The following is a 25,066-nucleotide window of genomic DNA, read 5'->3' on the forward strand; positions in this document are numbered from 1 at the left end:
TAAAGAATCCGTTGGGGAGGAGGCTGATGCGCATTGGTCAGTTGGCGCAGTTGGTAGGGGTCGAAACACAGACGATCCGCTTCTATGAACAGCAGGGCTTGTTGCCGCCGCCTGATCGGCAGGACAACGGTTACCGTGTCTATACCGAGAAGCATGGTGAGGGGCTGGCCTTCATCCGTCGCTGCAGAATCCTGGGCCTGTCACTGGCTGAGATTCACGAACTACAGAGCTATCAGGACGACCCTCATCAGCCTTGTACCGCCGTCAACGCCTTGCTCGATGATCACATCTCTCATGTGCGGTCGCAGATAACCGCTCTGCAAGCGCTTGAGAAACAACTCGTTTCACTGAGAGCGAGTTGCAACGATGACCGGGAGGTTGAGGCGTGTGGGGTTCTTGCTGGAATTAGCGAAGGAAACATGCACCAGCAGTAGGTGAAGCATCAACCAGATAATCCGATGAGATGCCGGTCTGTCTCACTCTCATGCAAAGGTAAGATCAACCATTTAATCCGCTTACCCGATTTTTTATCACTCAGCGAGCCTGGCCCATGATGGAACTCAATCTTATTGATGCGCAGTTTATCCCTTTCGTTGTGGCAATTACGCTGCTATCGATAAGCCCAGGGGTAGACACGCTCTTGGTGATCCGTAATACAGCGCGAGGCGGGATTCGGGACGGGGTGGCCACTAGCGTAGCGATTTGCTGCGGCTTGTTTGTGCATGCCACCGTTTCTGCGTTAGGGATTTCATTCATTCTGCTGCAGTCGGCTTGGGCGTTTAATATGCTGAAGCTGGCAGGGGCGGCATATCTGATTTGGCTGGGTATCACTAGTCTGCTGGCAGCTCGCCAGGGAACACCGCTGCCGGTGAAAGGTGTTATGAAGGAGTCCATGCCAGTGCCGCTTTGGCAGCCGATCAAAGAGGGGCTTCTTTCGAATGTGCTGAATCCTAAAACCGTGATTTTCTATATGGCGTTTTTGCCGCAATTTATCGCACCCACCGACCCTGCGCTGCTGAAATCACTCTGGCTGGCAGGCGTACATTTTGTCATTGCTAATATCTGGCAGATCAGCGTGGTGCTGATGGTGGGAGGCGCCAGCAAATGGCTGGCCAGCGCGCGCTTTGCACAAACCCTGAATGCGGCCACGGGGGCGGTGCTGGTCATGTTCGGGCTGCGGCTGGCGCTGGAGCAGCGCCCGGTGTGACCGGGCGCGGGAGGGGAGCGGAGACAGGCTTAGCGTTGAACCAGCGCGCGGTCGTAGCGAACGCTCTGCTCGCTGTCGTTCAATAGCGAAACGCCTTCGCTGCTACCGCCGTTGGCCAGGCTCTCGAAGATGACCCGATAGCTCAGTACGGCCTGCACGTAATCGCGGGTTTCGCGGAAGGGGATGCTCTCCACGAACAGGTCGAACGACTCCATGCTATTAGTGCCTAACCATTGATCAACTCGGCCAGGGCCAGCGTTATAAGCGGCAGTCGCCGCTAAGCGGTTGCCCTGATAGCGTTCTAACTTGTCGCGAAGGTAAGTGCTACCCAGGCGAATATTCAGCTCAGGCTCCAGTACGCCATAAGGCCCGGGGTCGTTAAGCCCCAACTGGCGGCTCACCTGCGCGGCAGTGCCCGGCATTAACTGCATTAAGCCACGTGCACCTGCAGGAGAGAGGGCAACCGGGTTATAGGCGCTTTCTCGGCGAGTGATTGCCATCAGCAGATAAGGGTCAACGCCGGTTTGATGACCCCAAGCCAAAAAGTCATCGCGGTAAGCGGGTGGAAAGCGCCACTCCAACGCATCCCACATCTCGCCAGCAATAGTGGTTTGTACTAGCCGGGCGTGCCACTGCTGATGGGCAGCGTAGTCGGCGAGGGCACGAGCCTGGTAAGGCGATGCTTCGCGCACGGCATGCAGCCACTCGCTGTTGGCCAGGCCCTCTTCGCCAATACGCAGCAGCGCTTGCGTGCGCCGTACGGCGGGCAGTCGCGCGATATCCTCGCGGGTGGCTTCGTCGAAGTGGTGGCGCTCGTGGTTGAGTCGGTACGGCTGGCCGATTTTCTCAGCGGCGGCAAAGCCATAGAAACTACGGTCCTGGGCAGCCTGCTGGTAGCGCGCCTGAGCAGCTTCCTGATTACCCAGCTGTTCGTTGGCGCGTCCCAGCCAGTACTGCCAGCGGCTGCTCTCTTGCTGGCTGGAAGGCATTTCAGCAATCCAGTGCATCACCTCTGTCCACTGGCGGTCTGCCAAGCGCGACGTACGCGCAGCTCCAGCACGCGTTCGCTCTCTAGAGAGGGCAGCACACTATCGACCCAGCCCAGAGTGCCAGGTACATTGCGTACAAGGGCATAGAACGCCAGTTCCTCATCGATCACTTGGCGCTCTAGCGACGTTAAGTTCAAGCGCGGCGAGAGCTGCTGCCAAGCGGCGAAAGCAGTAGGCGTGTCGTCTCGGGTCAGGCGCTGCATGGCGGCTTGGTAGAAAGCCGCCGTGGCTCTGCACTCCGGGCCTAGGCAGGTGGGGGCGCTGGTGATAGCCCTGGCGTTATTGCTGACCGCGTCCACCGTGTCGAGGGCCGTTTGCCACTCGCTGCTCAGCAGTCCGCCTAGGTAGTTACTCAGGCGCGATTCGCCCGCTTGCCAAGCTAGCATCTTGCGTTCCCAGATGGCGGTCGCATCGATAGTGCCATCGGCCCGTAGGCGGTTGAAAAGGGGGTCACAGGCATCGGGCTGTGAGCTGCCTACTCGCCAAAGCGCCAAGCCCGCGCGGCGCGACTCTTCTGGGGCACGGTCGATGAGCGCCATGTAGTAGTAACACTGACGTGCCGTTCCAGCAGGCTCGCCATCGGCGACGGTGAGTAGATCGCCGTAACGTCCTGCATGACCATATTTGGCAATGGCTTGGCCGCGCATCCATTCCGATAGCGGAGAGTCGGCATGCTGTTCGATGAACTGCAGCACTTGACTGGCGGCCACGTTGGGCAACTGGTTGCGTAAGCGGTGATAGGTGACATAACCGCTGAGTATGTGTCCTTCGATGGCGCGCTCATCGATGTGTTGCCACTGCTGCTGGCGTGCGGCGTTGAGCGCATCACGCATAGCGTCATCAGTGGCTGCCCAACTCCCCGTCGGTAGGCCGATGATGGCTGCTGCGCATAGAGTGCGAAGGGTAGAACGTAATGGCGTAGCCGGCATGGCACTCCCTCTTGCTCGCTGGTAGGGTCAAAGGCGCAATAGTGAACTATACGGACAAGTGAACTATACGCACAGATAAGGTTCTGACAATCGTGACACTAAGAGGATTCGATAACGATGGCACGATTATCCGTTTGGGGATTGTTTCGTCGATTGAAAACACGCGTATGGGCCGTTAAACGTATCGCCCGTGCGCTCAAGCTATTTTTACCCATGACCCGCGATGTGCTGAAAGGAGATTTCAGGCCGATTCCCTGGTCTGCGTTTGGCACCATGGCGCTGGCGTTGGCCTACCTGGTCATGCCATTCGACCTGATCCCCGACTTTTTGGTGCTGCTAGGAGTGGTCGATGACGTATTGATCGTAGGCTGGTTACTAAACCGCGTCGATACGCAGTTGGCCGACTATCGCGCTTGGAAATCGGCTACTGAGGCAGCCACCGCTTCTTCACGCACACCTTCTTGAAATCCCTTCGCTTATCCCCATATTGAGTTCACTACCTTTTCCGCCTCTGCCTATGGGCAGAGGCGTCAAGCAACACGTGATCAATGAGGGCTAAGCGCATGACGACTGCGACCCATGAAGAAACTCTTGGCTTTCAGACGGAAGTCAAACAGCTCCTGAATCTAATGATCCACTCCCTGTACTCGAATCGGGAGATTTTTCTACGCGAGCTGATTTCCAACGCCGCTGATGCCTGTGACAAGTTACGCTATGCCGCACTCGATAACGACGCTCTATACGAAGGCGATAGCGAGCTGCGTATCGAGATCGAGCACGACCGCGACGCCAACACCATCACGCTGCGCGATAATGGTATCGGCATGAACCGCGAAGATGTGATTGCCAACTTGGGCACCATCGCGCGTTCCGGTACGGCAGAGTTTTTGAAGCAGCTCTCCGGCGAGCAGCAAAAAGACGCCAAGCTGATCGGTCAGTTCGGGGTTGGTTTCTATTCGGCCTTCATCGTGGCCGACGAAGTGGTCGTACGTACTCGTAAAGCGGGCACCGCCGCATCTGAAGGCGTCGAGTGGCGCTCCAAAGGCGAAGGCGAGTTTACTGTTGCCGACATCGAGCGTGACGCTCACGGCACGGAAATCACCCTGCATTTAAAAGACGATGCAAAAGAGTTCGCCGACGACTACCGCCTGCAAAGCTTGGTGCGCAAGTACTCTGACCACATCGAAGTGCCGGTGCGTATGCCCAAGGTCGAAACCGCCAAGGATGACGACGGTAACGAGATCGAAGGTAGCGAAGTGACGACGTGGGAAACCGTCAACGAAGCTACCGCGCTGTGGGTGCGCCCGAAGAGCGAGATCAGCGACGACGAGTATAAGGCGTTCTACAAGCACGTTGCCCACGACTTCAGTGATCCGCTTACCTGGAGTCACAACAAAGTCGAGGGTAAGCTCGAGTACACCAGCCTGCTCTACGTGCCGGGCCGCGCACCGTTCGACATGTTCGACCGTGATGGCTCGCGCGGTGTGAAGCTTTACGTGCAACGTGTCTTCATCATGGATGATGCCGAGCAGTTCCTGCCCCTCTACCTGCGTTTCATCAAGGGTGTGTTGGATACGCGCGATTTGTCGCTGAACGTCTCTCGTGAGCTGCTGCAGCAGGACCCCAAGGTCGACAAGATCAAGGGTGCCTTGACCAAGCGTGCCCTGGACATGCTCAAGAAACTGTCCAAAGATAGCGAGCAGTATCAAACGTTCTGGAACACCTTTGGCAGTGTGCTGAAAGAGGGCCCAGGTGAAGACTTCGCTAACCGCGAAAAAATCGCCGGTCTGCTGCGCTTTGCTTCCACGCATACCGACACGTCCGCCCAGGAGCATTCTCTGGCCGAATACGTCGAGCGCATGAAGGAAGGTCAGAAGAAGATCTACTACGTGGTGGCGGATAGCTTCAATGCCGCGAAGAACAGCCCGCACCTGGAGATTTTCCGCAAGAAAGGTATCGAGGTGCTGCTCCTCTCCGATCGTATCGATGAGTGGCTGATGAGCCACCTGACCGAGTTCGATGGCAAGCCTTTCGCCGACGTGGCCAAAGGCGAGCTGGACCTGGGCGATGTCGAAGACGAAGCGAGAAAAAAGCCCAGGAAGAGACTGCCAAGGCGAAAGAGGATCTCGTCAAGCGCGTCAAAGAGGCGCTGAGCGACGGTGTTCAAGAGGTGAAAATCACCCACCGCCTGACCGATTCACCCGCCTGTGTGGTACTGCCCGAGCACGAGATGGGCTACCAAATGCGCCGCATTATGGAAGCCGCAGGCCAGAAGCTGCCGGAGGTGAAGCCCATTCTGGAGCTCAACCCCAACCATGCCCTAGTGGCCCGTTTGGAAAATGCAGAGGGTGATCTATTTGGCCAGTTAGCCCACATCCTTCTGGATCAGGCGATCATTGCCGAGGGCGGCCATCTGGACGACCCGGCTGCCTACGTGAAGCGCCTCAATAGTGTGTTGACGGCTTAATGCCCTAAGCTCGCTAGTCGCGGCCCGCTTGGTTGACCAAGCGGGCCGCTTGTTTTGTTAAGATAGTGCTTATCAAAATGGGGGTTGAGGCCCACCGTTACGTAAAAGAACTCAGGACATGGCTATGGCAGAGCAGCAAAGTAACGTCGCGGTGCTGGGGGGCGGGAGTTTTGGTACCGCGCTGGCCAGTATCGCCGCCGACAATGGCGCTAACGTGCGTCAATGGTTGCGCGACGAGGCGCTGGTCGCGCAGATCAACCGAGAGCACCGCAACGGCCGCTATCTTCCCGACTATGCGATCAACCCTGCCGTCACCGCATTGACCGACTTGAAATCGGTGCTGACGGGTGCCGAACTGGTGCTGATTGCCATCCCGTCGAAAGCGTTTCGCAGCGTGGTGCAAGCGGCCAAGCCCTGGCTCTCGCCCGAACAAATCCTGGTCAGCACCACCAAAGGGATTGAGCAAGATGGCTTTTTACTGATGAGCCAAGTGCTGGAGCAGGAGACCGGCTTCCCCCATACTGGCGTCATTGCAGGGCCTAATTTGGCCTCCGAGATTGCTGACAAGCAGTTGACCGCCACGGTGATCGCCAGTGCGGATGCGCTAACGCGCACTCGAGTACAGCAAGTGCTGGGCTGTCGCTATTTCCGCGTATACGCCAGTAATGATCGTCACGGCGTGGAGCTGGGGGGCGCATTAAAGAATATTTACGCCATTGCAGCGGGCATGGCCGCGGCGCTGGGGATGGGGGAGAACACCCGCAGCATGCTGATGACCCGAGCGCTGGCCGAGATGAGCCGTTTCGCCGTTGCCCAGGGGGCCAACCCCATGACGTTTCTTGGTTTGGCAGGCGTGGGCGACCTGATCGTCACTTGCTCGTCTAACTTGTCGCGCAATTACCGCGTGGGCCATGCACTGGGTACGGGGCTGTCGTTAGAGGAAGCGGTGGCTGCGCTTGGCCAAGTGGCGGAAGGCGTCAATACCGTCAAGCTGGTCTGCGCAAAAGCGCGCGAGATGGGGGTTTATATGCCGTTGGCCGAAGGGTTGAATCGTGTGCTCTTCGATGGGGTGCCCGCACAAGAAATGGCGAGTACGCTCATGATGGGAGAGCAGAGCAGCGATGTGGAATTTATCCTGCCCCGGGAAGCGGTTCAGCAGGCGCATCGCGAGCAGGCCCACCAGGGCCAACACAACAGCGGAGGTTGCGATGAATAGCGGTATGAATAGCGTATTGATTATGCGCCATGGCGAAGCCGCCCCAGGTTTTCCAGACCACGCCCGACTGCTGACGCCCAGAGGGGAGCGCGAGGCCGAGACCATGGCCCGCTGGCTGGCATCGCGCGTTGAGCAGGGCGAGCTGACGCTGCCAATGCTCTACGCAAGCCCCTATGTGCGCGCTCAGCAAACCGCCCAGCGGATTAGCGATGCCTTGGGCGTGCCGCTTAACACGCTGTCATTTATTACCCCGGAAGACCCGCCGAGCGATGTGAGCGAGTGGTTGCTCACTCATCGTGATGACGCGCCGATTATGCTGGTCAGCCACATGCCCTTGGTGGGCGACTTGGCTGGGTTGTTGGTCGAAGGCACGCCAAGCCAGGGCGTTGGCTTCCCCACGGCGGCCATTGTCGAGCTAGAGGCTGACGTCTGGGCGGCGGGCTGCGCGCAGCTTAAGCGCTTTACCCAGCCTAGCCAGCTGTCCTAATCCTAAAACTGAGTCATAAAAATCAGCCATAAAAAAAAGCGGCTGCCGAAGCAGCCGCTTGTGGTCTATCACCGCACCTATGCGCGTTTTCTATAGCAGCGCATCCAGCTTCTCTTTCAGCAAGCCGTTGACCTGCTGCGGGTTAGCCGTGCCGCGTGATGCCTTCATCACCTGACCCACAAAGTAGCCAATCATCTTGCCACGCTTCTCGGGCTCGGAATCACGGTACTGCGCCACCTGCGCCGGACTTTCGGCAATGACTTGATCGATCATCGCTTCAATCGCGCCGGTGTCGGTCACCTGCTTTAAGCCTTTTGCCTCGATGACGGCATCCGCGCTCTCGCCCTGGCCATTCCATAGCGCTTGGAACACTTGCTTAGCGGCTTTACCGTTAATGGTGTCATCCAGCACACGTCTGATGAGTTCGCCAAGCTGTTGGGCTGACACTGGGCTATTTTGGATGCTCAGATTCTCGCGGTTCAGCGCGCCGGAAAGTTCGCCCTGTACCCAGTTGGCCGCCTGCTTGGCGTCGCCACATACCCGGTGTACTTCCTCGAAAAACTCCGCCATTTCACGACTGGCTGATAGCACGTTAGCGTCGTAAGCCGACAGGCCTAGCTCATTCTGGAAGCGGGCACGCTTATCGGCGGGCAGCTCCGGCAGTTGGTTGCGCAGGTGATCCAGGTAGGCTTGATCCAGCACCACCGGCAGCAGGTCGGGGCAGGGGAAGTAGCGGTAGTCGTTCGCCTCTTCCTTGGTGCGCATGCTGCGGGTTTCGTCGCGCTCTGGATCAAACAGGCGGGTCTCTTGCACTACTTTGCCGCCGTCTTCAATCAGTTCAATCTGACGTTCGACTTCAAACGCAATGGCGCGCTCCACAAAGCGGAACGAGTTGACGTTTTTAATTTCTGCACGAGTCCCAAACGCTTCTTGCCCTTTAGGGCGTACCGACACGTTGACGTCGCAACGCATCGAGCCTTCGGCCATGTTGCCGTCGGAAATGCCCAGATAGGTGACGATGGAGTGAATCGCTTTGAGATAGGCGGCCGCTTCTTTCGCACTGCGCATATCTGGCTCTGAAACGATCTCTAACAGCGGCGTGCCTGCCCGGTTCAAGTCGATGCCGGTCATACCGTGGAAGTCTTCGTGCAGCGACTTGCCGGCGTCCTCTTCCAGGTGGGCGTGGTGGATGCGAATCCGTTTGGTGGTGTTGTCATCCAGGGTAATCTCAACGTCGCCAGCACCCACAATGGGATGATACATCTGGCTGGTTTGGTAACCCTTGGGAAGATCCGGGTAGAAGTAGTTTTTGCGGTCAAACACCGAGACTTCAGGAATCTCAGCGTGGACGGCGAGGCCAAACTGCACGGCCATGGCGACGGCCTGCTCATTCAGTACTGGCAGGACGCCCGGCAGGCCCAAATCAACGGCGCAGGCTGGGTGTTCGGCTCGGCACCAAACGCGGTGGAGGCACCGGAAAAAATCTTAGAGCGCGTTGCGAGCTGAACGTGAACTTCCAGCCCAATCACGGTTTCCCATTGCATTAGGCGTTCTCCTCGGCAAAGGCGGGCAGTTGAAGGTGCCAGTCGGTCGCTTGTTGGAACTGGTGGGCCACGTTGAGCAGCTGCGCTTCGGCAAAGTGGGTGCCCAATATCTGTAAGCCTACCGGGCGACCGCCCGCAAAGCCTGCGGGAACGCTGATGCCAGGAATACCCGCCAGGTTAACGGCGATGGTGTAGATATCTTGCAGGTACATGGAGACCGGGTCTTTCTTCGCGCCCAGGTCGAAGGCAGGCGTGGGGGAGGCTGGGCCCATCAGTACATCGACATCTTCAAAGGCGTCGAGGAAGTCCTGGCGAATCAGGCGGCGAACCTTCTGCGCTTTGGTGTAGTAGGCGTCGAAGAAGCCTTCCGATAGCGTGTGGGTGCCGATCAGAATGCGGCGCTTCACCTCTTCACCGAAGCCTTCCGCCCGCGAGCGGGTATAGAGATCAATCAGGTCCGTAGGAGCATCGCAGCGATGGCCAAAACGCACGCCGTCAAAGCGCGACAGGTTCGAGGAAGCCTCGGCGGGGGCGATGACGTAATAAGCGGGAATCGCGTAGTGGGTATGCGGCAGGCTCACCTCGCGTACCGTGGCACCTAGCGACTCATATACTTTCACCGCTTCACGAACGGCTTTCTCTACCTCGGGGTCCAAGCCGTCGCCAAAGTACTCTTTAGGTAGGCCGATTTTGAGGCCAGAGAGCGGAGCATTCAGGGTCTCGGTGTAGTCCGGTACGCCACGGGCGACGCTGGTGGAGTCGCGCACATCATGACCGGCAATCACGTTCAGCAGGTGCGCGCAGTCTTCAGCGGTGCGCGCCATGGGGCCTGCCTGGTCGAGACTGGAGGCGTAGGCGATCATGCCGTAACGGGAAACCCGCCCGTAGGTGGGCTTCAGGCCGGTAATGCCGCAGAACGCCGCTGGCTGGCGAATAGAGCCACCGGTATCGGTACCCATGGCTGCAGGCACAAGCCCTGCTGCCACTGCCGCTGCGCTGCCGCCGGAGCTGCCGCCGGGAACGGCAGCGAGGTCCCACGGGTTTTTGACCGCGCCGTAGTGGCTGTTTTCGTTGGAGGAGCCCATGGCGAACTCGTCCATATTGGTTTTACCCAGGCTAATGGTGCCCGCAGCGCTGAGTTTCTCTACCACGGTGGCGTCGTAAGGCGCGAGAAAGTTATCGAGCATTTTGGAGCCGCAGCTGGTTTTGACGCCTTGCGTACAAAAAATATCTTTTAGCGCTAGCGGAATGCCAGTGAGTTTGCCTGCTTTGCCGTCAGCACGCGCTTTATCGGCGGCTTCGGCCTGGCTTAGCGCCTGTTCGGCGGTCACGGTAATAAAGCTATTGAGCTGACCGTCGGCTTTCTCAATGCGCTGCAAAAAGTGGGAAGTCAGCTCTCGGCTGGAGAGTTCGCCGCTGGCTAGGGCGGCGGCGAGCTGCGTTACGGTTTTATCATGCATGACCCGGAAGCTCCGTTCAGGGGCGAATAGAATAAGCGGAAACGAGCGGTGGGCGTGGGTTACTCGACCACACGCGGCACCAGATAAAGACCGTTTTCCACTGCCGGGGCACAGCGCTGGAACGTGTCGCGCTGGTTGGTTTCCGTGACTTCATCGGCGCGCAGGCGCTGGGTAGCGTCTAGCGGATGCGACAGCGGCGCGACGCCTTCGGTATCCAGGCTCTGGAGCTGGTCGACCATGTCCAGAATGCGGCTGAGATCGTCGACAAAGCCACTGGCTTGGTCATCGCTAACGGCGAGTCGGGCCAAGTGTGCGGCCCGGCGCACATGAGATTCTTCAAGCGCCATGATCGAGGTTTCCTCGCAATCGTGATGGAACATATTTCGCTTTAAGCGGTATACATACGGTCATCTTAAATTCGTCTGACGGAGCAGACGTGGAAAATAGCCGCAAAAGGTACCACATAATGGCCCTGACGGGCAGTGTTCGGCACGACTCGTGCTTGCTGCCAAGGGGTTGCGGTGATACCGTTTGCATCCGCACAGGGTTCCCGGTCTGCACTAGGTAACAACATCCATGTTCAAACGTTTGAGGGGGCTGTTTTCCAGCGATCTATCGATCGACTTGGGTACGGCCAACACACTGATTTATGTACGCGGTCGTGGCATCGTGCTCGATGAACCGTCCGTAGTCGCCATCCGCCAGTCTGGCAATATGCGCAGCGTAGCCTCGGTAGGTGCTGACGCTAAACGCATGCTCGGCCGCACGCCTGGCAACATTACGGCTATTCGCCCGATGAAAGACGGCGTTATCGCCGATTTCACCGTTACCGAGCAGATGCTTCAGCACTTTATTCGTAAAGTGCACCAGAGCACTTTCCTCACGCCAAGCCCTAGGGTTCTGGTGTGCGTACCCTGTATGTCGACTCAGGTCGAGCGTCGGGCAATTCGCGAGTCAGCAGAAGGCGCGGGTGCCCGAGAAGTATTCCTGATCGAAGAGCCGATGGCAGCCGCGATTGGTGCTGGGCTACCGGTAGAAGAAGCGCAGGGCTCGATGGTCGTGGATATCGGTGGTGGTACTACTGAAATTGCGATTATTTCGCTGAATGGCGTAGTGTACTCAGAATCGATTCGCGTAGGCGGTGACCGTTTTGATGAGGCGATCACCGCGTACGTGCGCCGCCATTACGGTAGCCTGATCGGCGAAGCCACGGCCGAGCGCATCAAGGAAGAGATCGGGTGTGCCTACCCGGGTGGCGAGCTGCGCGAGATCGACGTGCGCGGCCGTAACCTGGCGGAGGGCATCCCGCGAAGCTTCACGCTCAACTCCCACGAGATTCTCGAGGCGCTCCAGGAAACGCTGGGCTCTATCGTATCTGCCGTCAAGAGCGCGCTGGAGCAGTCGCCCCCCGAGCTTGCGTCCGACATCGCCGAACGCGGCCTGGTGCTGACCGGCGGTGGCGCGCTGCTGCGTGACCTCGACAAGCTGATCGCCGAAGAAACTGGCCTGCCGGTCATCGTGGCCGAAGATCCGCTGACCTGCGTGGCGCGTGGCGGTGGCAAGGCGCTGGAGATGATTGACCAGCATACCTTTGAGTTGCTGTCGAGCGACTGATCGCAGCGGTTTAACGCGGGGGATTGCCTATTAAACCGCTGTTCTCACACGGGCCGCTACCCGGTTACCGGCTATTCTTCTGTGTGCTGGCGGCAAGCGCGTTGATGTTTGTCGACCATCGTTTTACTCGCATGGAAGATGTGCGCGCCCAAATGACCACGATTGTCGCTCCCATCCAGTGGGTAGTCAGTGTGCCTAGTGATCTGCTGAATTGGGGCGCGCTAGCACTCGCCGACCAGCAGGCGCTGGTGGATGAAAACCGCCACTTGCGTGAGCAAATCTTGACGCTCTCTCACCGCGGGCAGCGCTTGGCTAACCTGACGGCTGAGAACGCCGAGCTACGCAACTTGCTTGGCGCTGCCGAGCGGCGCGATATTCCCTATATCACGGCGGAGCTACTCTCGCTGGATAATGACCCGTTTAGCCATCAAATGGTGGTGGATCGTGGGCACCGCAACGGTGCCTATGTCGGTCAGCCGGTGATTGATGCATCGGGTTTGGTTGGTCAGGTGGCTGCTGTTTCAGCCTACTCTAGCCGTGTGTTGCTGTTAGCCGATGCAAGCCATGCTCTACCAGTGCAGGTTAACCGCAATGGGCTGCGTTTTATTGTTCAGGGTACTGGCCGTTACGGCAGTGTGAACGTTCTCCATGTGCCGGATACGGCGGATATTCGCGAAGGTGACTTACTGACCACCTCTGGTTTGGCAGGGCGTTTTCCGCCGGGCTACCCCGTTGCGCGAGTGACCGAGGTGTATCACGACCCTGGCCAGCCATTTGCCCGGGTTGTTGCTGAACCTTCGGCTCAGCTTCAGCGTTCACGCCACTTCCTGCTGCTCTTTCCACCACCCCGCGAAGAGTTGGATGCTTCTATTTGGGATGAGTCCATGGATATTTCAGCCGATGCGCTCCATGCCGCCCAGCGGCTTGGGCAGCCAGCTTCCCCGGCCATGCAGGAGGAACGCTAATGGCGCGTGCGCCGGTAGTGCCACTGGTGGTGGTCTGGCTGAGCCTTATTTTTGCGCTCTGCTTACAGGTAATGCCCCTGGCCGATGGTTGGCAGGTTTTTCGCCCGGAGTGGATTGGGCTAATGTTGATTTATTGGTGTATGCAAGCGCCGGATCGAGTTGGGGTTTTTCACGGCTTTGTATTTGGCCTCTTGATGGATCTTATTGAGGGGACAGCGCTTGGACAGCATGCACTGATTTTTTCGATTCTTACGTTTTTAGCCGCGCTAGTGTATCCCCGTTTTCGTGCTTATTCGCTGGTACAACAGTCGGTATTGGTGCTGGTGCTGTTAGGGTTGGCTCAGCTGATAGAGCAGTGGCTAAGAACGCTGACGGGTGTTTTTTCCATACATCTCTCTTTCTTGATCCCATCGCTGGTCAGCGCATTCCTCTGGCCGTGGCTCTCCACAATGTTTAAAGCGATTGAGCGGCGAATGGCCAATGCGTGACGATAACCACACCCCCGTGCTCTGTTTGGCCTCGGCATCACCACGCCGCCAGGCACTGTTGGCCTCTATCGGTGTGCCGGTCAGTGTCTTGCCAAGCGATATTGATGAAACGCCGCTTGAGGCAGAGTCTCCCACGGCCTATGTAGAACGGCTGGCGGTGGCAAAAGCGCAGGCGGCGGTGGGCAAAACCGCGCTGCCCGTGCTGGGGTCGGATACCGCGGTGGTTATTGATAGCACCATTTTAGGTAAGCCTAATAATCAACAGCACGCGGCTGAGATGTTGAGAATGCTCTCTGGGCGCACGCATCAGGTACTCACGGCAGTAGCGGTAAGCGGGCCGCTAGGTATACTCTCCTGTTGTGTGGCCACGGACGTCACCATGCGCGAGTTAACAGCAAAAGAGATCGCCTGCTACTGGCTGACGGGCGAACCCGCCGATAAAGCGGGTGGGTATGCTATTCAAGGCTTAGCCGCCATTTTTATTGAACAAATTCAGGGCAGTCACTCTGCTGTGGTGGGGCTGCCACTATTTGAAACAACGCGCTTGCTACGCCAGCAAGGGGTTCCCGTTTGGGCGGGCCGTTATCCCTCGTAACCACCGACTCATCGCCCGCTGCGCTGGCAAGGAATAGGACATCCAATAAGGAATTTTGCATGAGCGGTGAAGTCCTCATAAATTTAACGCCAATGGAGACCCGCGTTGCGCTGGTGGAAAACGGCGTATTGCAAGAGGCGCTAATAGAGCGCTCTCGCAGGCGCGGTATCGTAGGCAATATCTACAAAGGCAAAGTGGTGCGCGTACTGCCTGGCATGCAGGCTGCCTTTGTTGATATTGGCTTAGAGCGCGCAGCGTTTATTCATGCCCATGAGGTCATGCCACCCGGTACGCCCAATGACGAGCAGCAGACCATCGGACAGCTTCTGCACGAAGGTCAGGCGCTGGTGGTGCAAGTCACCAAAGATCCTATCGGTACCAAAGGGGCGCGGCTGACTACCCATCTTTCGATTCCCTCTCGCTATCTGGTCTATATGCCTGACTCGCCTCATCACGGGGTATCGCAGCGCATTGAAGATGAGCGCGAGCGGGAGCGCTTGAAAGCGCTGCTGGATAAAAGTATCGAAGAGCAAACCATTGAGGTCACGGGTGGCTTTATCGTGCGTACGGCGGCCGAAGGCGTAGGCGATGAAGAGCTGGCCAGCGACATGTACTTCTTGCTACGTATTTGGCGCAAGGTCAGCGAGCGCAAAATCACCGCCGCCCCTCCCAACGTCATCTACGATGACTTGCCGTTGTTTATGCGCACCCTGCGGGATGTGATGCGGGATGATATCGAGAAAGTACGCATTGATTCCCGGGAGAACTTCGTCAAGCTGGTCGAGTTTGCTGAAGAGTTTATGCCCGATGCTGTTGATCGCATCGAGTACTACCCCGGCGAACGCCCCATCTTCGACCTTTATAGTGTCGAAGACGAGATTCAAAAAGCGCTAGGTCGCAAGGTGCAGCTCAAGTCCGGAGGATACTTGGTAATTGACCCCACCGAGGCCATGACTACCATCGATGTGAATACCGGTGGGTATGTGGGGCATCGTAACCTTGAAGAGACTATTTTCAAGACGAATCTGGAAGCTGCCACTGCCATTGCCCGCCAGCTCAGGCTGCGTAATTTAGGTGGCATCATCATTATCGACTTTATCGATATGGTGGATGTGGAGCACCAGCGGCAAGTGCTGCGCGTGCTGGAAAAAGCGCTTGAGCGGGACCATGCTAAAACCAAATGCACCGGGGTCACCGAACTTGGTTTAGTGCAGCTTACCCGTAAACGCACGCGGGAAAGCCTTGAACAAACACTATGCGAGGCGTGTCCCACCTGTGGTGGTCGCGGCACGTTGAAAACCCCTGAAACGGTCTGCTACGAAATCTTCCGTGAGATCCTGCGTGAAGAGCGGGCTTATAGTGCGGAAACGTATATGGTGCTGGCATCCCAGCCAGTAGTGGACAGGCTGCTTGATGAGGAGTCTGCCGCGGTCGCTGACCTGGAAACGTTTATTAATAAAACGATCCGTTTTCAGGTCGAGCAGCACTACTCCCAAGAGCAGTACGATATCGTACTGATGTAATGATGGCACCACGCTCTTTTTTTTCGTGGCTGTCTAGTAGGGGTGGCCGTTGTGCTGGGTACGCTGGCGGTACTGCTGTTAGCGCTGCGTCTCTTTGCTAGCCAAGTGGATGCATTGTCCCCCCGCTTGGAGGCGCTTTTAGAGGCACGTATTGGCGTGCCGGTGAGCATCGACCATCTAGCGCTCTCTCTGGAGCGCAACGTCCTGCACCTGGAGCTTGAAGACTTTCATGCGCAAACGCCAGATGGTCAGGCCCTGATAGGGCTTGATCGCTTGTCGCTGCGTTTGGATGTCTGGGCCACGCTGCGCCACTTAGCGCCTATCTTCAGCGATGCGCGTATGTTTGGGCTCGAATTCCATCTCTACCAGCAGCCTGACATCGCCTGGGGCTGGCCTTCACCGGCCAAACTGCCGCTGGGGGTAGCACCACAACCAGAGGTGGACCTTGAATCCTTGGATGCCTGGGCTGGACTGCTGCTGCGCCAGCGCCTCTGGGTGGATAACAGCCGCATCATGCTGCATGGCCAGCAGCAGACCGTGATGTTTCATGCACCTTCGCTGCTTTTAAATGGCGATCATCGCCGCACACGATTAGAGGGCTCCCTGAATATTGTCGAGGCACCTGATGTGCTGGCATCAGAGCTGCCCGCCATTACCATGCGTGCCGAAATGCAGCCCGGTCAGCAAGGCTTTAGGGACTTTTCTGCTGCGCTTCAGCTCGATATGCAGTTGGATCATCTGGTGGTGCTGGCGGCACTGTTTCGGCCAGATCGCATGCCTTTTCTCGAACAGGTGGGCGGTCATGTGCAGCTATGGGGGCGTTGGCAAGAAGGCGCGCTAGCTGATGCGCGGCTTGCACTAGATGTGCCCGAGCTGACGCTACGTAAAGATGTGGAGTACGCTGTGCTGCGAAACATTCAGGCCAGTGGGCAGTGGCTGCGCGACAGCGAAGGCGGTGAGGCGTGGCTAAGTGGCAATGCAGAAACCGTAGAGTGGGCCCAGCCTGAAGGCGTTGGTGATGGCCCCGCGCTGCCACACCACTGGTATCTGTCACACCAGCCGGGGCAGTGGGAGTTGCGAACCAGTGCGTTTGAGCTCGCCTCGCTAGCGGCTTGGCGGGAGTATGCGCTGTTGCCTGAGTCACTCACCCGGGTATTGCAAACGCTCTCGCCCCGAGGGCAGGTGCAGGGGCTGAGCCTGGGGCAGCGTGAGGGGCGATGGGGCGTGGATGCTGCACTTACTAATGTGGCTGTACTCCCCTGGCAGCAAGCGCCAGGAGGCGGTCCGCTGGACGCTTGGGTGCAGGCTCGCGACCTGCGTGGCCGCGTGACCTTTAATAGCGCAGGCGATAATACGCTCTATTTTCCAGAACTCTTCGATGTACCTATGCAGCTAAGTCACGCCGAAGGGGTGGTGGAGTGGGTGTATGATGGTCCTAACACCATGATTAGCGGCCGTGACCTTAATGTGGACTGGGATGGCGCCCAGATAAGCGGTGGGTTCGGCTTGATCGCGGGGCAGCAAAGCGGTCAATTTGGGTTGGATATTGCGTTTGCCGATGTAGATGCGATCTCCCGCCCGCTCTCCCAGTGGCTGCCCATGAAAGCATTTGAGCCGAAGCTGAGGGAGTGGTTGGAGAACGATATTGGTGGCTTAGTGCCGCAAGGTTCGCTGAAGCTTAGTCAGCCCCTGGGACCTGCGGCTTCATCAGATCAACTCTCGGCAACGCTCGCACTGGAGGTCACTCAAGGCCACTTGCCGATTGCGCCGGAGTGGCCGCGTTTGGAAGATGTCGAGGGGCGCTTGCTATGGCAAGGAGGAGTGCTTCAAGCTCAGGTAGAGCACGCCCAAAGCCACGGCGTTGAAGTATCCCAAGGCACGATACGTATGGAGAAAGAGCAGCCGCTTCAACTATCAGGCAGTCTTCAGAGTGATGGTGCATCCTTGCTGAACTTTGTTCAGGCCATGCCAGATATGGACACGTTACCACTTAGCGATATTACCGTTGATGGTACCATCGAAGGGGATATCGCCCTTGTATTGCCGCTGGATAACGAGGAGTCGCTCCAGCTAGAGATTAATGCGCGGCCAGCGCTATCGGCTGTGCGCTTCGCGTCACTACCAATAACCCTGCGTGATCTGGAGGGTGGGCTCAGCTGGCAGCAGGTGGGTGAGGCGCATGCGCTGTTAGGAGAGCTAAGCAGCCAGTGGCAGGGCGGTGATATTCGCGCAGAGCTGATGGCTGATCAGCGTGTTGCCTTGCAGGGCAGCGTGGAGTCGTCTGCGCTGTGGTCGTTGGCAGGGCTGCCTGCCGAGCAGGCTCGCCAAATGATGAGTGGCCGCACCCAGTGGCAGGGTGAGGTCTCTCTTGCGGCTCGTCCAGTGTTAACCTTAGAGAGCCGCCTGCTTGGCATCACCAGCGCGCTACCCGAGCCGTTTGCCAAGACTAGCGATCAACCGTGGCCATGGCAGCTACGCGCGGAGTTTGAAAGCGGGCGAGTATCGACGCAATTGGCCGATAAGGCAGCTGCGAGATTCCAAACGTTGAATAGTGGTGCACTAGCGGCCGAAGTGGTGCTCGGCAATGCAGTGCAGCGACCGAATTGGCCCAGCCAGCCTGGCTGGCGCCTTGAAGCAGGGCTCGATACGTTAGACCCCATGGCATGGCACGCTGTTCTGTCGCCGATATTGTCGGGAGGCGCCTTGGCATCTGCTTCTAGTGGCGAGAGCACGCCGCTTGAAGTACTGCTACGTGCTGGCTGTTTACGCTTTCGTGACAAGTGCTTTGGCGCTTTTAACGCCTCAGGGACACTCACCGGCCAGCGCGCAGCACTTCAGCTTAGCGGCGATATGTTGTCTGGGCGCCTAGATTACCAACCCGCCAGCGAGCGGCCGCTTGATGTTGCAATTAGCATGCTAGTCCTAGATCGTTTACTGGACCTGCCCGCCAAAGAGCATGATGCCACTGTCGCAGCCCCCGACTCTTGGGTTGATGCAATTGAAACACAGCATGTAGCCCCCGTTGCTATTCCCGACTGGCTAGCTGAACTGCCCAACGGCAGGCTACGGCTAGCGGATATTAGCGTTGGTGGCACTCGCTTTGGCCCATTAACCGCCTACTGGCAAACCGATGATCGTCGTTTTTCGCTCTCACCAGTTGGTTTAACCCTCGGACAGCTTTCTGCACGCGGCGAGTTGGTTTGGGAAGGCAATGCGGTGAATAGCCGTACACGAGCGGATATCTCCATACAGGGTGGCGATGTGGGGACGGCGCTGGAGCAGCTTAACCAACCGGTAGCCATGCGTAGCCGCACCACCGACCTTGCTGCTGAGCTTACTTGGTCGGGAGCCCCCTGGCAGCTTGATTTAAGCCGGGCTGGTGGTGAAATGAGTGCTGATATACGCGACGGCCGTTTTGTGACGCTTGAATCGACGCCTGCCCGCTTAGTGGGGTTGCTCAACTTTGATAACATTCTGCGCCGTCTACGGTTCGATTTTTCTGACCTAACCGGTCAGGGAACGGCCTTTGACCGTGTGCATGGCACTGCCGATGTAGCTGAAGGGCAGCTGTTGCTTCGTGGCCCCCTGCAAATTGATGCACCCGCCACCACGCTGACGCTAACAGGAAGTGTTAACCTCTTACAGCGTGAACTTGACCAGCGCCTAGGCGTCACACTGCCGGTTAGCCAAAGTTTACCCATCGCCGCCATTGCTGTCGGAGCGCCCATTGTGGGCGGTGCACTGTTTCTTGCCGACCAAATTTTTGGCGATGCGCTGGATCAAGCAACCACTATTTATTATCGCGTGCGAGGCCCTTGGACCTCGCCGCAAGTGACTTTAGAAGGCCCCCAATGACCGCACATAAAAGCGATATAGAGTCCGCTGTTTCCATTTTGCTAACGCCAGGTGGCCTCGATTTGAACGCTCTGGATGCTGGCCTTGGCTACGCCATGGGAGCGGGGATTGATTACGCCGACCTCTATTTTCAGCGCACCTGGCAAGAGGGTTGGGTGCTGGAAGATGGCGAAGTTAAAGAGGCCAGCTATAACATTGATGGCGGCGTTGGCGTGCGCTCGTTGGCAGGTGAGAAAACCGGGTTTGCGTACTCCAACCAAATTACCGCTGATGCACTAATGGATACAGGCCGTACCGCCTCTGGCATTGTCCGCAGCGGCAAGCAGTTGCCAGGGCAGAAAGTAATGCCAGTCAGCGCGGCGTCGTACTATGCAGGTATCGACCCACTGGCGGGCCTTTCGGCAGAAGACAAAGTGGCCATGCTGAAAGAGGCAGACCGCGTGGCCAGAGCGGCCGACCCGAGCATTAGCCAGGTCAGTGCGTCGCTGTCGGGCACCTATGAGGTGGTTTTAGTACGCGCCAGTGACGGCACCCTAGCGGCGGATATTCGCCCACTGGTGCGTTTTAACGTCAGTGTTATTGCGGCGAAAGATGGCCGCCGTGAGCGCGGCAGCGCTGGCGGCGGTGGTCGTTACTCCATGTCGCGTCTGCGGGATGAGGGCGTTGCCGAACGCTATGCCAAAGAGGCGGTGCGCCAAGCGCTGGTCAATCTTGAAGCCATTGATGCGCCAGCGGGGCAGATGCCAGTGGTGTTAGGTGCCGGTTGGCCGGGCATTCTGCTGCACGAAGCGGTAGGCCATGGCTTGGAAGGTGACTTTAACCGTAAAGGCAGTTCTGCCTTTGCAGGGCGAATGGGGCAGCGGGTTGCCGCCAAGGGAGTCACAGTGGTTGACGATGCCACTGTTGCTGATAGTCGCGGCGCGTTGAGCGTGGATGACGAAGGCACACCCGGCCAATATACGCCGCTGATTGAAGATGGCATTTTAACTGGCTATATGCAGGATAAGTTAAACGCGCGATTGATGAAGATGGCGCCTACCGGCAACGCCCGCCGCGAGTCGTTCGCTCATCTGCCGATGCCTCGTATGACCAATACGGTGATGTTGGCTGGTCAAGATGACCCTGCCGATATCATTAAAAGCGTTAAGCGGGGAATCTACGCCGTGAGTTTTGGCGGAGGGCAGGTGGATATTACCTCGGGAAAATTCGTGTTTTCGGCGAGCGAAGCCTACATGATTGAAGACGGTAAAATTACCGCGCCGGTGAAAGGTGCAACGCTGATTGGTAACGGGCCTGAGGCCATGGGCCGGGTATCGATGATTGGCCACGACATGGCGATGGATACCGGGATTGGCGTTTGCGGTAAAGAGGGCCAGGGTGTGCCGGTGGGGGTTGGCCAACCCACCCTGAAACTGGATGAGCTGACCGTGGGCGGCACGCAGTCTTCTTGAGACTCTGGTTTACAGCGCTAGCGTATCGCGCAGGTGTTTGAAAAGCTTGCGTGAGCTGGTGGGGGGCTTGCCCTGTTCGCGCTCTTTGCGGGCGTTGCGCACTAGCTGGCGCAGCGCCTGACGATCGGCGTTAGGGTAGTCTGCCATAAACAGGTCAACGGCGTCGTCGCCCTCATCCACTAGCCGGTCACGCCATTTTTCCAGGCGATGAAACGCATGATCGCGCTGCTCTTTCTCTTGTTCGATGGCATCGAAAACGCCCTGAATGGCCGTTAGATCCTCTTTGCGGATAAGTTTGCCAACGTATTGCATATGGCGACGGCGGCCTTCATGAGAGCGAATGCGAGAAGTCTCTTCAATCGCTCTCAGCATATCGTCTGATAAAGGAAAGCGCGCCCGCTCGGCAGGCTTCATGGCAATTAATGTTTCGCCAAGCGCTTGCAGAGCATGCATTTCACGCTTTAGCTGAGATTTACTCGGGCGCTCTTCTTGTTCATCGATATCGATAGGCTCGGGGCGTTGCTTCGGCATATAAGAACTCACAGATTAGATTCGTTTGCAGCATTATATCAGGCTGCGACCACAACATTGATTCGCCAATGCGATTCAGGTGAAAAGGAGGCCATATGGCACAGGCATTTGATGCAACGGCGCAGCAGGCGCAGTTGACGGAGCGCGCCACAGAGGCGCTTGCCCTGGCAAAACAGCTAGGGGCGGATGCCGCCGAAGTCGGCGCGAGCGTTGACCAAGGGTTGGGCGTTAGTGTGCGACTTGGTGAAGTGGAGACCGTTGAGCTATCTCGTGATCAGGGTATTGCGGTCACGCTCTATGTGGGAAAACGTAAAGGTAGCGCTTCCTCAACGGATGCCAGTAGTGCCTCCATTCGTGCCACGGTTGAAAAGGCGCTGGCTATTGCACGTTATACCGGGGAGGATCCCGCTGCAGGCCTCGCTGAAGCAGAGCTGATGGCGACCTATTTGCCAGACTTGAAGGTGCACTATCCGTGGGCGCTCTCAACCGATGAAGCGATTGACCTTGCCCTGCGCTGCGAACAGGCTGGCCGCGAGGTGGCAGGTATTCACCAGTCAGAAGGTGCCTCGCTCTCAAGCGGTGAGGGCGTGCGAGTATACGCCAATAGCCACGGCTTTTTGGGGACTCAAAAGGGTAGCAGTCACTCACTCTCCTGCATGCTGATTGCCCAAGATGAGCAAGGCATGCAGCGGGATTATGACTATACGTCTGCGCGTAACCCGCAGCAGCTTCGCCACCCAGAGGAGGTGGGGCGTGAGGCAGCAGCGCGAACGTTGCGGCGTCTAGGAGCGCGACGCCCCCCGACGGGAACGTTTCCTGTGCTGTTCGATCCCTCCCTTGCTAGCGGCCTTATCGGCCACCTTATGGGTGCTCTGGCGGGCGGCGCGCTTTATCGAGAAGCCTCGTTTTTATGTGATCGCTTGGGTAGCCCGCTATTCCCCGATTGGTTTGGGTTAGAAGAGCGCCCGATGGAAGTGGGAGCAACGGCTAGTTCACCGTTTGATGCGGAGGGTGTACAAACCCGTAGCAACCGGTTTATTGATCAGGGGAGGGTGGCGAGTTACATGCTCTCTGCCTACAGTGCGCGTCGTTTAGGGATGCAGTCCACGGGCAATGCGGGCGGCGCGCGCAACATGCGCTTGTTAGCGCCGTTAACGCCGCGGGAAGAGCTGTTAACACAGATGGGGCGTGGTATTTGGGTGACCGAGCTCATGGGGCAGGGCGTTAACGGCGTCACTGGCGACTATTCCCGGGGAGCAGCGGGTTTCTGGATTGAGAATGGCGAAGTACAGTACCCCATTGAGGAGTTTACTATTGCTAGTAACCTCAACAAGATGTTCGCGGGGCTAAGCGGTGTGGGAAGTGATACGGATACCCGTGGCAGTATTCACACGGGTAGCTGGCTGATTGATGCGATGACAGTGGCAGGAAGCTAGTCGACAAGTGCTGACTTGGTAAACTAGCTACTGGTCTTCGTCAAACCGTGCGTCGAACAGAGCTTCAATGGCATCTAGCGCCTGTTCGGCGTCGCTTCCTTCAGCGGCGACAGTGAGCTCGGTGCCGCAGGGGGCAGCCAGCATTAGCAGCGACATAATATTGGCGGCATCGGCTTTCTGCTGCTGCTTATAAACCACGATATTCGCGGAAAACTGCTGGCCACATTTCACCAGTTTGGTGGCCGCGCGGGCATGAAGACCACGCTGGTTGGTAAGTGTTAAGGTTCTTTTGGGCACTCTGGTTCCTTTTTGCCGAGTGGGTCTTGAAACTTAGGTCTTGAAAAACTAAGGTCTTGAAAAACTAAGGTCTTGAAAAACTTAGGTCTTGAGAAGCTTAGGCCTTAAAAGTTAGGTCCTGAAACTCAGGGCGTGCTGGCAGCGGTGGGTGTGGTAACGCATGGTACCGCTGGCTCTTCGCTCAGCGTGTATTGTAACCCCAGCTCACGGTGTCTCAACTGTACTTCTCCGGTCTGTTTAACCAGCTTTTTAGCAAGCTGTTCGGCCATATAAACAGAGCGGTGTTGCCCGCCGGTGCAGCCAATAGCCACGGTTATATAACTTCGCTGGCTATTTTGGTAAGCCGGAAGCCACTTTTCCAACCAAGCCTGAATATCATTGGTCATTGCCTCGACCATTGGGTAGCTACTTAAAAACGCCACTATATTAGCATCACGCCCTGTAAATTGGCGCAGGGTAGGGTCCCAATAAGGGTTGGGCAGGCAGCGAACATCGAAGACTAAGTCGGCATCCATGGGTACGCCGCGTTTGTAGCCAAACGACTCAAACGTCAGTGTTAGCTGATCTTTTCGCTGGTGGGCGACTTGATCAGTAATGCGGCGTCTCAGGTCATGCACGGATAAGCGCGACGTATCGATCAACAAGTCAGCGAGATCGCGAATTTCAAGCAGCGTCTCTTCTTCTTTATTGATGGCCTCTTCCAACGTCATTTCGCTATCCCGGGTAAGCGGGTGGCGACGGCGGGTGGCTGAGTAACGCTCCAAAAGAATGCGCGCATCCGTGGTCAGATAGATGACCTGAAAACGAATTTCTCGCTGGCGTAGTTCTTCCAGTAAAGCTGGGAGGCGTTCAAGCGCCGTAGGAAGGTTGCGCGCGTCAATGCTCACTGCTAAGTGAGTGCGCTCGCCTTGCTCACGTAGTTCATCAACTAATGAGCCCAGCAGCATGGCGGGTAAATTGTCGATAGCGTAGTAGCCAAGATCCTCTAGCGCTTGTAAGGCGATAGATTTACCGGACCCTGAACGGCCGCTAATGATCACCAGTTGCATAGCGTCTCTCTTGGCTTGCATGGGAGGAAATTATCGCTGCGTGCAGTGGCCACCGCCCATAAAGCCTAGGCGGCTTGTTCGCGAATCTTGGCGGTAATAAGTGCTAAGAGTTCGCGCTGACTATCGGCTTTACGTAACTGCTGACGCGTATGGGCGTCGTTCATAATAGTAGCCACTTGGCCAAGCAGTGCTAGGTGGGTGTCATCTGCCTCTTCTGGTACCAGCAGCACAAACACAAGATCCACCGGGTCGCCATCAATGGCGTCGAAGTCTACTGGCTCAGCAAGCTTTAAAAAGCCAGCAATGGGTGCGCTACAGTGAGGACTGCGAGCGTGGGGGATGGCAACCCCGTTGCCTATCCCCGTACTGCCTAGTCGCTCGCGGCCAATGAGTCGGCTAAACACCTCTTGGCTATCTAGGCTGGGTGTATTTTGGGCGATAAAGGTGCTGAAAAACTCCAGCACCCGTTTTTTGCTGCCCCCGGGAACGTCATAAAGCACGCGCTCCGGGGGGAGGATGGTTTCCAACGTCATTGAGTTAACGCACACCAGCGCCCTGGGCGCGAGCTTGTGCTTTTTCCTTATGTTTAACGAGTTGACGATCGATTTTGTCTGCTAGCGCATCAATAGCGGCATACATGTCGTTATCAAGCGCTTCGGCGTGAAGGTCTGCACCGGCAGCGTGCAGTGTGCAGGCTGCTTGCTGGCGCTCCTTCTCAACAGATAAGGTCACTTGCACCGTGGTAATGTTGTCGTAGTGGCGTTCAACGCGCTGCAGCTTTTCGTTAACGTAGTCGCGCAAGGCGTCAGTCAGTTCAACGTGATGACCAGTGATGTTTACTTGCATTGACGTGCTCCTTATCCATCGGACTGTACTTCGATTGTAACCCTTTTTACGCTATTG

Annotated in this window: 20 protein-coding genes and 3 pseudogenes; 14 read left to right on the top strand and 9 right to left on the bottom strand. The window is 57.3% G+C overall.

Annotated elements, in window-relative coordinates:
* Positions 1–26 precede the first annotated feature (26 nt).
* On the top strand, positions 27–434 hold the full coding sequence (gene cadR, locus A3220_RS04130; RefSeq protein WP_004364961.1) for a Cd(II)/Pb(II)-responsive transcriptional regulator: 408 nt from the start codon (positions 27–29) through the stop codon (positions 432–434).
* A gap of 116 nt (positions 435–550) precedes the next feature.
* Positions 551–1,207, top strand: a complete 657-nt coding sequence (locus tag A3220_RS04135) for a LysE family translocator (protein WP_044629929.1) — start codon at positions 551–553, stop codon at positions 1,205–1,207.
* Positions 1,208–1,236: 29 nt separating this feature from the next.
* Here the strand turns inward: A3220_RS04135 and A3220_RS04140 are convergent.
* Positions 1,237–3,185: pseudogene (locus A3220_RS04140) on the bottom strand (transglycosylase SLT domain-containing protein).
* 117 nt (positions 3,186–3,302) lie between these two features.
* On the opposite strand from A3220_RS04140, the gene A3220_RS04145 reads away from it, so the two are divergent.
* The 4 genes and pseudogenes from A3220_RS04145 to sixA all read left to right on the top strand — a co-directional run bounded on the left by A3220_RS04145 (position 3,303) and on the right by sixA (position 7,355).
* Complete coding sequence (locus A3220_RS04145; protein WP_044629931.1) at positions 3,303–3,650, top strand: YkvA family protein; 348 nt, start codon at positions 3,303–3,305, stop codon at positions 3,648–3,650.
* Between the two features lie 98 nt (positions 3,651–3,748).
* Positions 3,749–5,652 (top strand): annotated as a pseudogene (gene htpG, locus A3220_RS04150) (molecular chaperone HtpG).
* Positions 5,653–5,776: 124 nt separating this feature from the next.
* The gene (locus A3220_RS04155; RefSeq protein WP_044629970.1) at positions 5,777–6,868 is read left to right on the top strand and encodes an NAD(P)H-dependent glycerol-3-phosphate dehydrogenase; all 1,092 of its coding nucleotides are present in this window, start codon (positions 5,777–5,779) and stop codon (positions 6,866–6,868) included.
* A complete protein-coding gene (sixA, locus tag A3220_RS04160; protein ID WP_240312644.1) occupies positions 6,861–7,355 on the top strand; it encodes a phosphohistidine phosphatase SixA in 495 nt (164 codons plus the stop codon). The genes A3220_RS04155 and sixA overlap by 8 nt, the downstream gene beginning before the upstream one ends.
* Positions 7,356–7,445: 90 nt before the next feature.
* Here the strand turns inward: sixA and gatB are convergent.
* From gatB to gatC, 3 genes and pseudogenes are all read right to left on the bottom strand, one after another.
* Positions 7,446–8,899 (bottom strand): annotated as a pseudogene (gatB, locus tag A3220_RS04165) (Asp-tRNA(Asn)/Glu-tRNA(Gln) amidotransferase subunit GatB).
* Entirely contained in the window at positions 8,899–10,359 is a 1,461-nt protein-coding gene (gene gatA, locus A3220_RS04170) for an Asp-tRNA(Asn)/Glu-tRNA(Gln) amidotransferase subunit GatA (protein ID WP_044629934.1), read from the bottom strand. The pseudogene gatB and the gene gatA overlap by 1 nt, the downstream one beginning before the upstream one ends.
* Before the next feature lie 59 nt (positions 10,360–10,418).
* On the bottom strand, positions 10,419–10,706 hold the full coding sequence (gene gatC, locus A3220_RS04175) for an Asp-tRNA(Asn)/Glu-tRNA(Gln) amidotransferase subunit GatC (protein WP_054641298.1): 288 nt from the start codon (positions 10,704–10,706) through the stop codon (positions 10,419–10,421).
* A 229-nt stretch (positions 10,707–10,935) separates the two neighbouring features.
* Here gatC and A3220_RS04180 point away from each other — a divergent pair, with 229 nt between their 5' ends.
* The 7 genes from A3220_RS04180 to tldD are packed head-to-tail and all read left to right on the top strand — an operon-like array spanning position 10,936 to position 20,850.
* Positions 10,936–11,973: a rod shape-determining protein gene (locus A3220_RS04180; protein ID WP_016913467.1), complete on the top strand. Its 1,038-nt coding sequence runs from the start codon at positions 10,936–10,938 to the stop codon at positions 11,971–11,973.
* A 23-nt stretch (positions 11,974–11,996) separates the two neighbouring features.
* Positions 11,997–12,938: a rod shape-determining protein MreC gene (gene mreC, locus A3220_RS04185; protein ID WP_044629935.1), complete on the top strand. Its 942-nt coding sequence runs from the start codon at positions 11,997–11,999 to the stop codon at positions 12,936–12,938.
* Positions 12,938–13,426, top strand: a complete 489-nt coding sequence (mreD, locus tag A3220_RS04190) for a rod shape-determining protein MreD (RefSeq protein ID WP_044629936.1) — start codon at positions 12,938–12,940, stop codon at positions 13,424–13,426. The genes mreC and mreD overlap by 1 nt, the downstream gene beginning before the upstream one ends.
* Positions 13,419–14,021, top strand: coding sequence for a Maf family protein (locus tag A3220_RS04195; RefSeq protein WP_044629937.1), 603 nt, complete (start codon positions 13,419–13,421; stop codon positions 14,019–14,021). Before mreD ends, A3220_RS04195 begins: the two co-directional genes overlap by 8 nt.
* Positions 14,022–14,080: 59 nt before the next feature.
* Positions 14,081–15,544 (top strand): ribonuclease G, encoded by a 1,464-nt coding sequence (gene rng / locus A3220_RS04200; protein WP_044629938.1) that lies wholly within the window; start codon positions 14,081–14,083, stop codon positions 15,542–15,544.
* Positions 15,545–15,595: 51 nt separating this feature from the next.
* Positions 15,596–19,399 (top strand): AsmA-like C-terminal region-containing protein, encoded by a 3,804-nt coding sequence (locus tag A3220_RS04205; protein ID WP_252860415.1) that lies wholly within the window; start codon positions 15,596–15,598, stop codon positions 19,397–19,399.
* Complete coding sequence (gene tldD / locus A3220_RS04210) at positions 19,396–20,850, top strand: metalloprotease TldD (protein WP_062373372.1); 1,455 nt, start codon at positions 19,396–19,398, stop codon at positions 20,848–20,850. The genes A3220_RS04205 and tldD overlap by 4 nt, the downstream gene beginning before the upstream one ends.
* Positions 20,851–20,859: 9 nt before the next feature.
* On the opposite strand, the gene yjgA is transcribed toward tldD, so the two are convergent.
* On the bottom strand, positions 20,860–21,381 hold the full coding sequence (gene yjgA, locus A3220_RS04215) for a ribosome biogenesis factor YjgA (protein ID WP_044629941.1): 522 nt from the start codon (positions 21,379–21,381) through the stop codon (positions 20,860–20,862).
* Between the two features lie 95 nt (positions 21,382–21,476).
* Between yjgA and pmbA the strand changes: the two genes are divergently transcribed.
* Complete coding sequence (gene pmbA, locus A3220_RS04220) at positions 21,477–22,817, top strand: metalloprotease PmbA (protein WP_058577873.1); 1,341 nt, start codon at positions 21,477–21,479, stop codon at positions 22,815–22,817.
* Between the two features lie 27 nt (positions 22,818–22,844).
* Here the strand turns inward: pmbA and A3220_RS04225 are convergent, their stop codons facing one another.
* From A3220_RS04225 to raiA, 4 genes are all read right to left on the bottom strand, one after another.
* Positions 22,845–23,114 (bottom strand): HPr family phosphocarrier protein, encoded by a 270-nt coding sequence (locus A3220_RS04225; protein ID WP_044629943.1) that lies wholly within the window; start codon positions 23,112–23,114, stop codon positions 22,845–22,847.
* Between the two features lie 125 nt (positions 23,115–23,239).
* Entirely contained in the window at positions 23,240–24,163 is a 924-nt protein-coding gene (gene rapZ, locus A3220_RS04230) for an RNase adapter RapZ (protein ID WP_044629944.1), read from the bottom strand.
* A gap of 65 nt (positions 24,164–24,228) precedes the next feature.
* The gene (ptsN, locus tag A3220_RS04235) at positions 24,229–24,696 is read right to left on the bottom strand and encodes a PTS IIA-like nitrogen regulatory protein PtsN (protein ID WP_044629945.1); all 468 of its coding nucleotides are present in this window, start codon (positions 24,694–24,696) and stop codon (positions 24,229–24,231) included.
* A 4-nt stretch (positions 24,697–24,700) separates the two neighbouring features.
* A complete protein-coding gene (raiA, locus tag A3220_RS04240) occupies positions 24,701–25,009 on the bottom strand; it encodes a ribosome-associated translation inhibitor RaiA (protein ID WP_044629946.1) in 309 nt (102 codons plus the stop codon).
* Between the last annotated feature and the right edge of the window lie 57 nt (positions 25,010–25,066).

The sequence above is a fragment of the Halomonas sp. KX33721 genome (genome assembly GCF_001596805.1).
Taxonomy (GTDB): domain Bacteria; phylum Pseudomonadota; class Gammaproteobacteria; order Pseudomonadales; family Halomonadaceae; genus Vreelandella; species Vreelandella aquamarina.

Excerpts from the sequence above, each read along its gene's own strand:
- cadR (WP_004364961.1), top strand. The coding sequence starts at position 27 with ATGCGCATTGGTCAGTTGGCGCAGTTGGTAGGGGTCGAAACACAGACG.
- tldD (WP_062373372.1), top strand. The coding sequence starts at position 19,396 with ATGACCGCACATAAAAGCGATATAGAGTCCGCTGTTTCCATTTTGCTA.
- A3220_RS04195 (WP_044629937.1), top strand. The coding sequence starts at position 13,419 with ATGCGTGACGATAACCACACCCCCGTGCTCTGTTTGGCCTCGGCATCA.
- A3220_RS04145 (WP_044629931.1), top strand. The coding sequence starts at position 3,303 with ATGGCACGATTATCCGTTTGGGGATTGTTTCGTCGATTGAAAACACGC.
- rapZ (WP_044629944.1), bottom strand. The coding sequence starts at position 24,163 with ATGCAACTGGTGATCATTAGCGGCCGTTCAGGGTCCGGTAAATCTATC.
- A3220_RS04155 (WP_044629970.1), top strand. The coding sequence starts at position 5,777 with ATGGCAGAGCAGCAAAGTAACGTCGCGGTGCTGGGGGGCGGGAGTTTT.
- sixA (WP_240312644.1), top strand. The coding sequence starts at position 6,861 with ATGAATAGCGGTATGAATAGCGTATTGATTATGCGCCATGGCGAAGCC.
- A3220_RS04180 (WP_016913467.1), top strand. The coding sequence starts at position 10,936 with ATGTTCAAACGTTTGAGGGGGCTGTTTTCCAGCGATCTATCGATCGAC.
- gatC (WP_054641298.1), bottom strand. The coding sequence starts at position 10,706 with ATGGCGCTTGAAGAATCTCATGTGCGCCGGGCCGCACACTTGGCCCGA.
- gatA (WP_044629934.1), bottom strand. The coding sequence starts at position 10,359 with ATGCATGATAAAACCGTAACGCAGCTCGCCGCCGCCCTAGCCAGCGGC.
- pmbA (WP_058577873.1), top strand. The coding sequence starts at position 21,477 with ATGGCACAGGCATTTGATGCAACGGCGCAGCAGGCGCAGTTGACGGAG.
- mreD (WP_044629936.1), top strand. The coding sequence starts at position 12,938 with ATGGCGCGTGCGCCGGTAGTGCCACTGGTGGTGGTCTGGCTGAGCCTT.
- A3220_RS04135 (WP_044629929.1), top strand. The coding sequence starts at position 551 with ATGATGGAACTCAATCTTATTGATGCGCAGTTTATCCCTTTCGTTGTG.
- yjgA (WP_044629941.1), bottom strand. The coding sequence starts at position 21,381 with ATGCCGAAGCAACGCCCCGAGCCTATCGATATCGATGAACAAGAAGAG.
- rng (WP_044629938.1), top strand. The coding sequence starts at position 14,081 with ATGAGCGGTGAAGTCCTCATAAATTTAACGCCAATGGAGACCCGCGTT.
- raiA (WP_044629946.1), bottom strand. The coding sequence starts at position 25,009 with ATGCAAGTAAACATCACTGGTCATCACGTTGAACTGACTGACGCCTTG.
- ptsN (WP_044629945.1), bottom strand. The coding sequence starts at position 24,696 with ATGACGTTGGAAACCATCCTCCCCCCGGAGCGCGTGCTTTATGACGTT.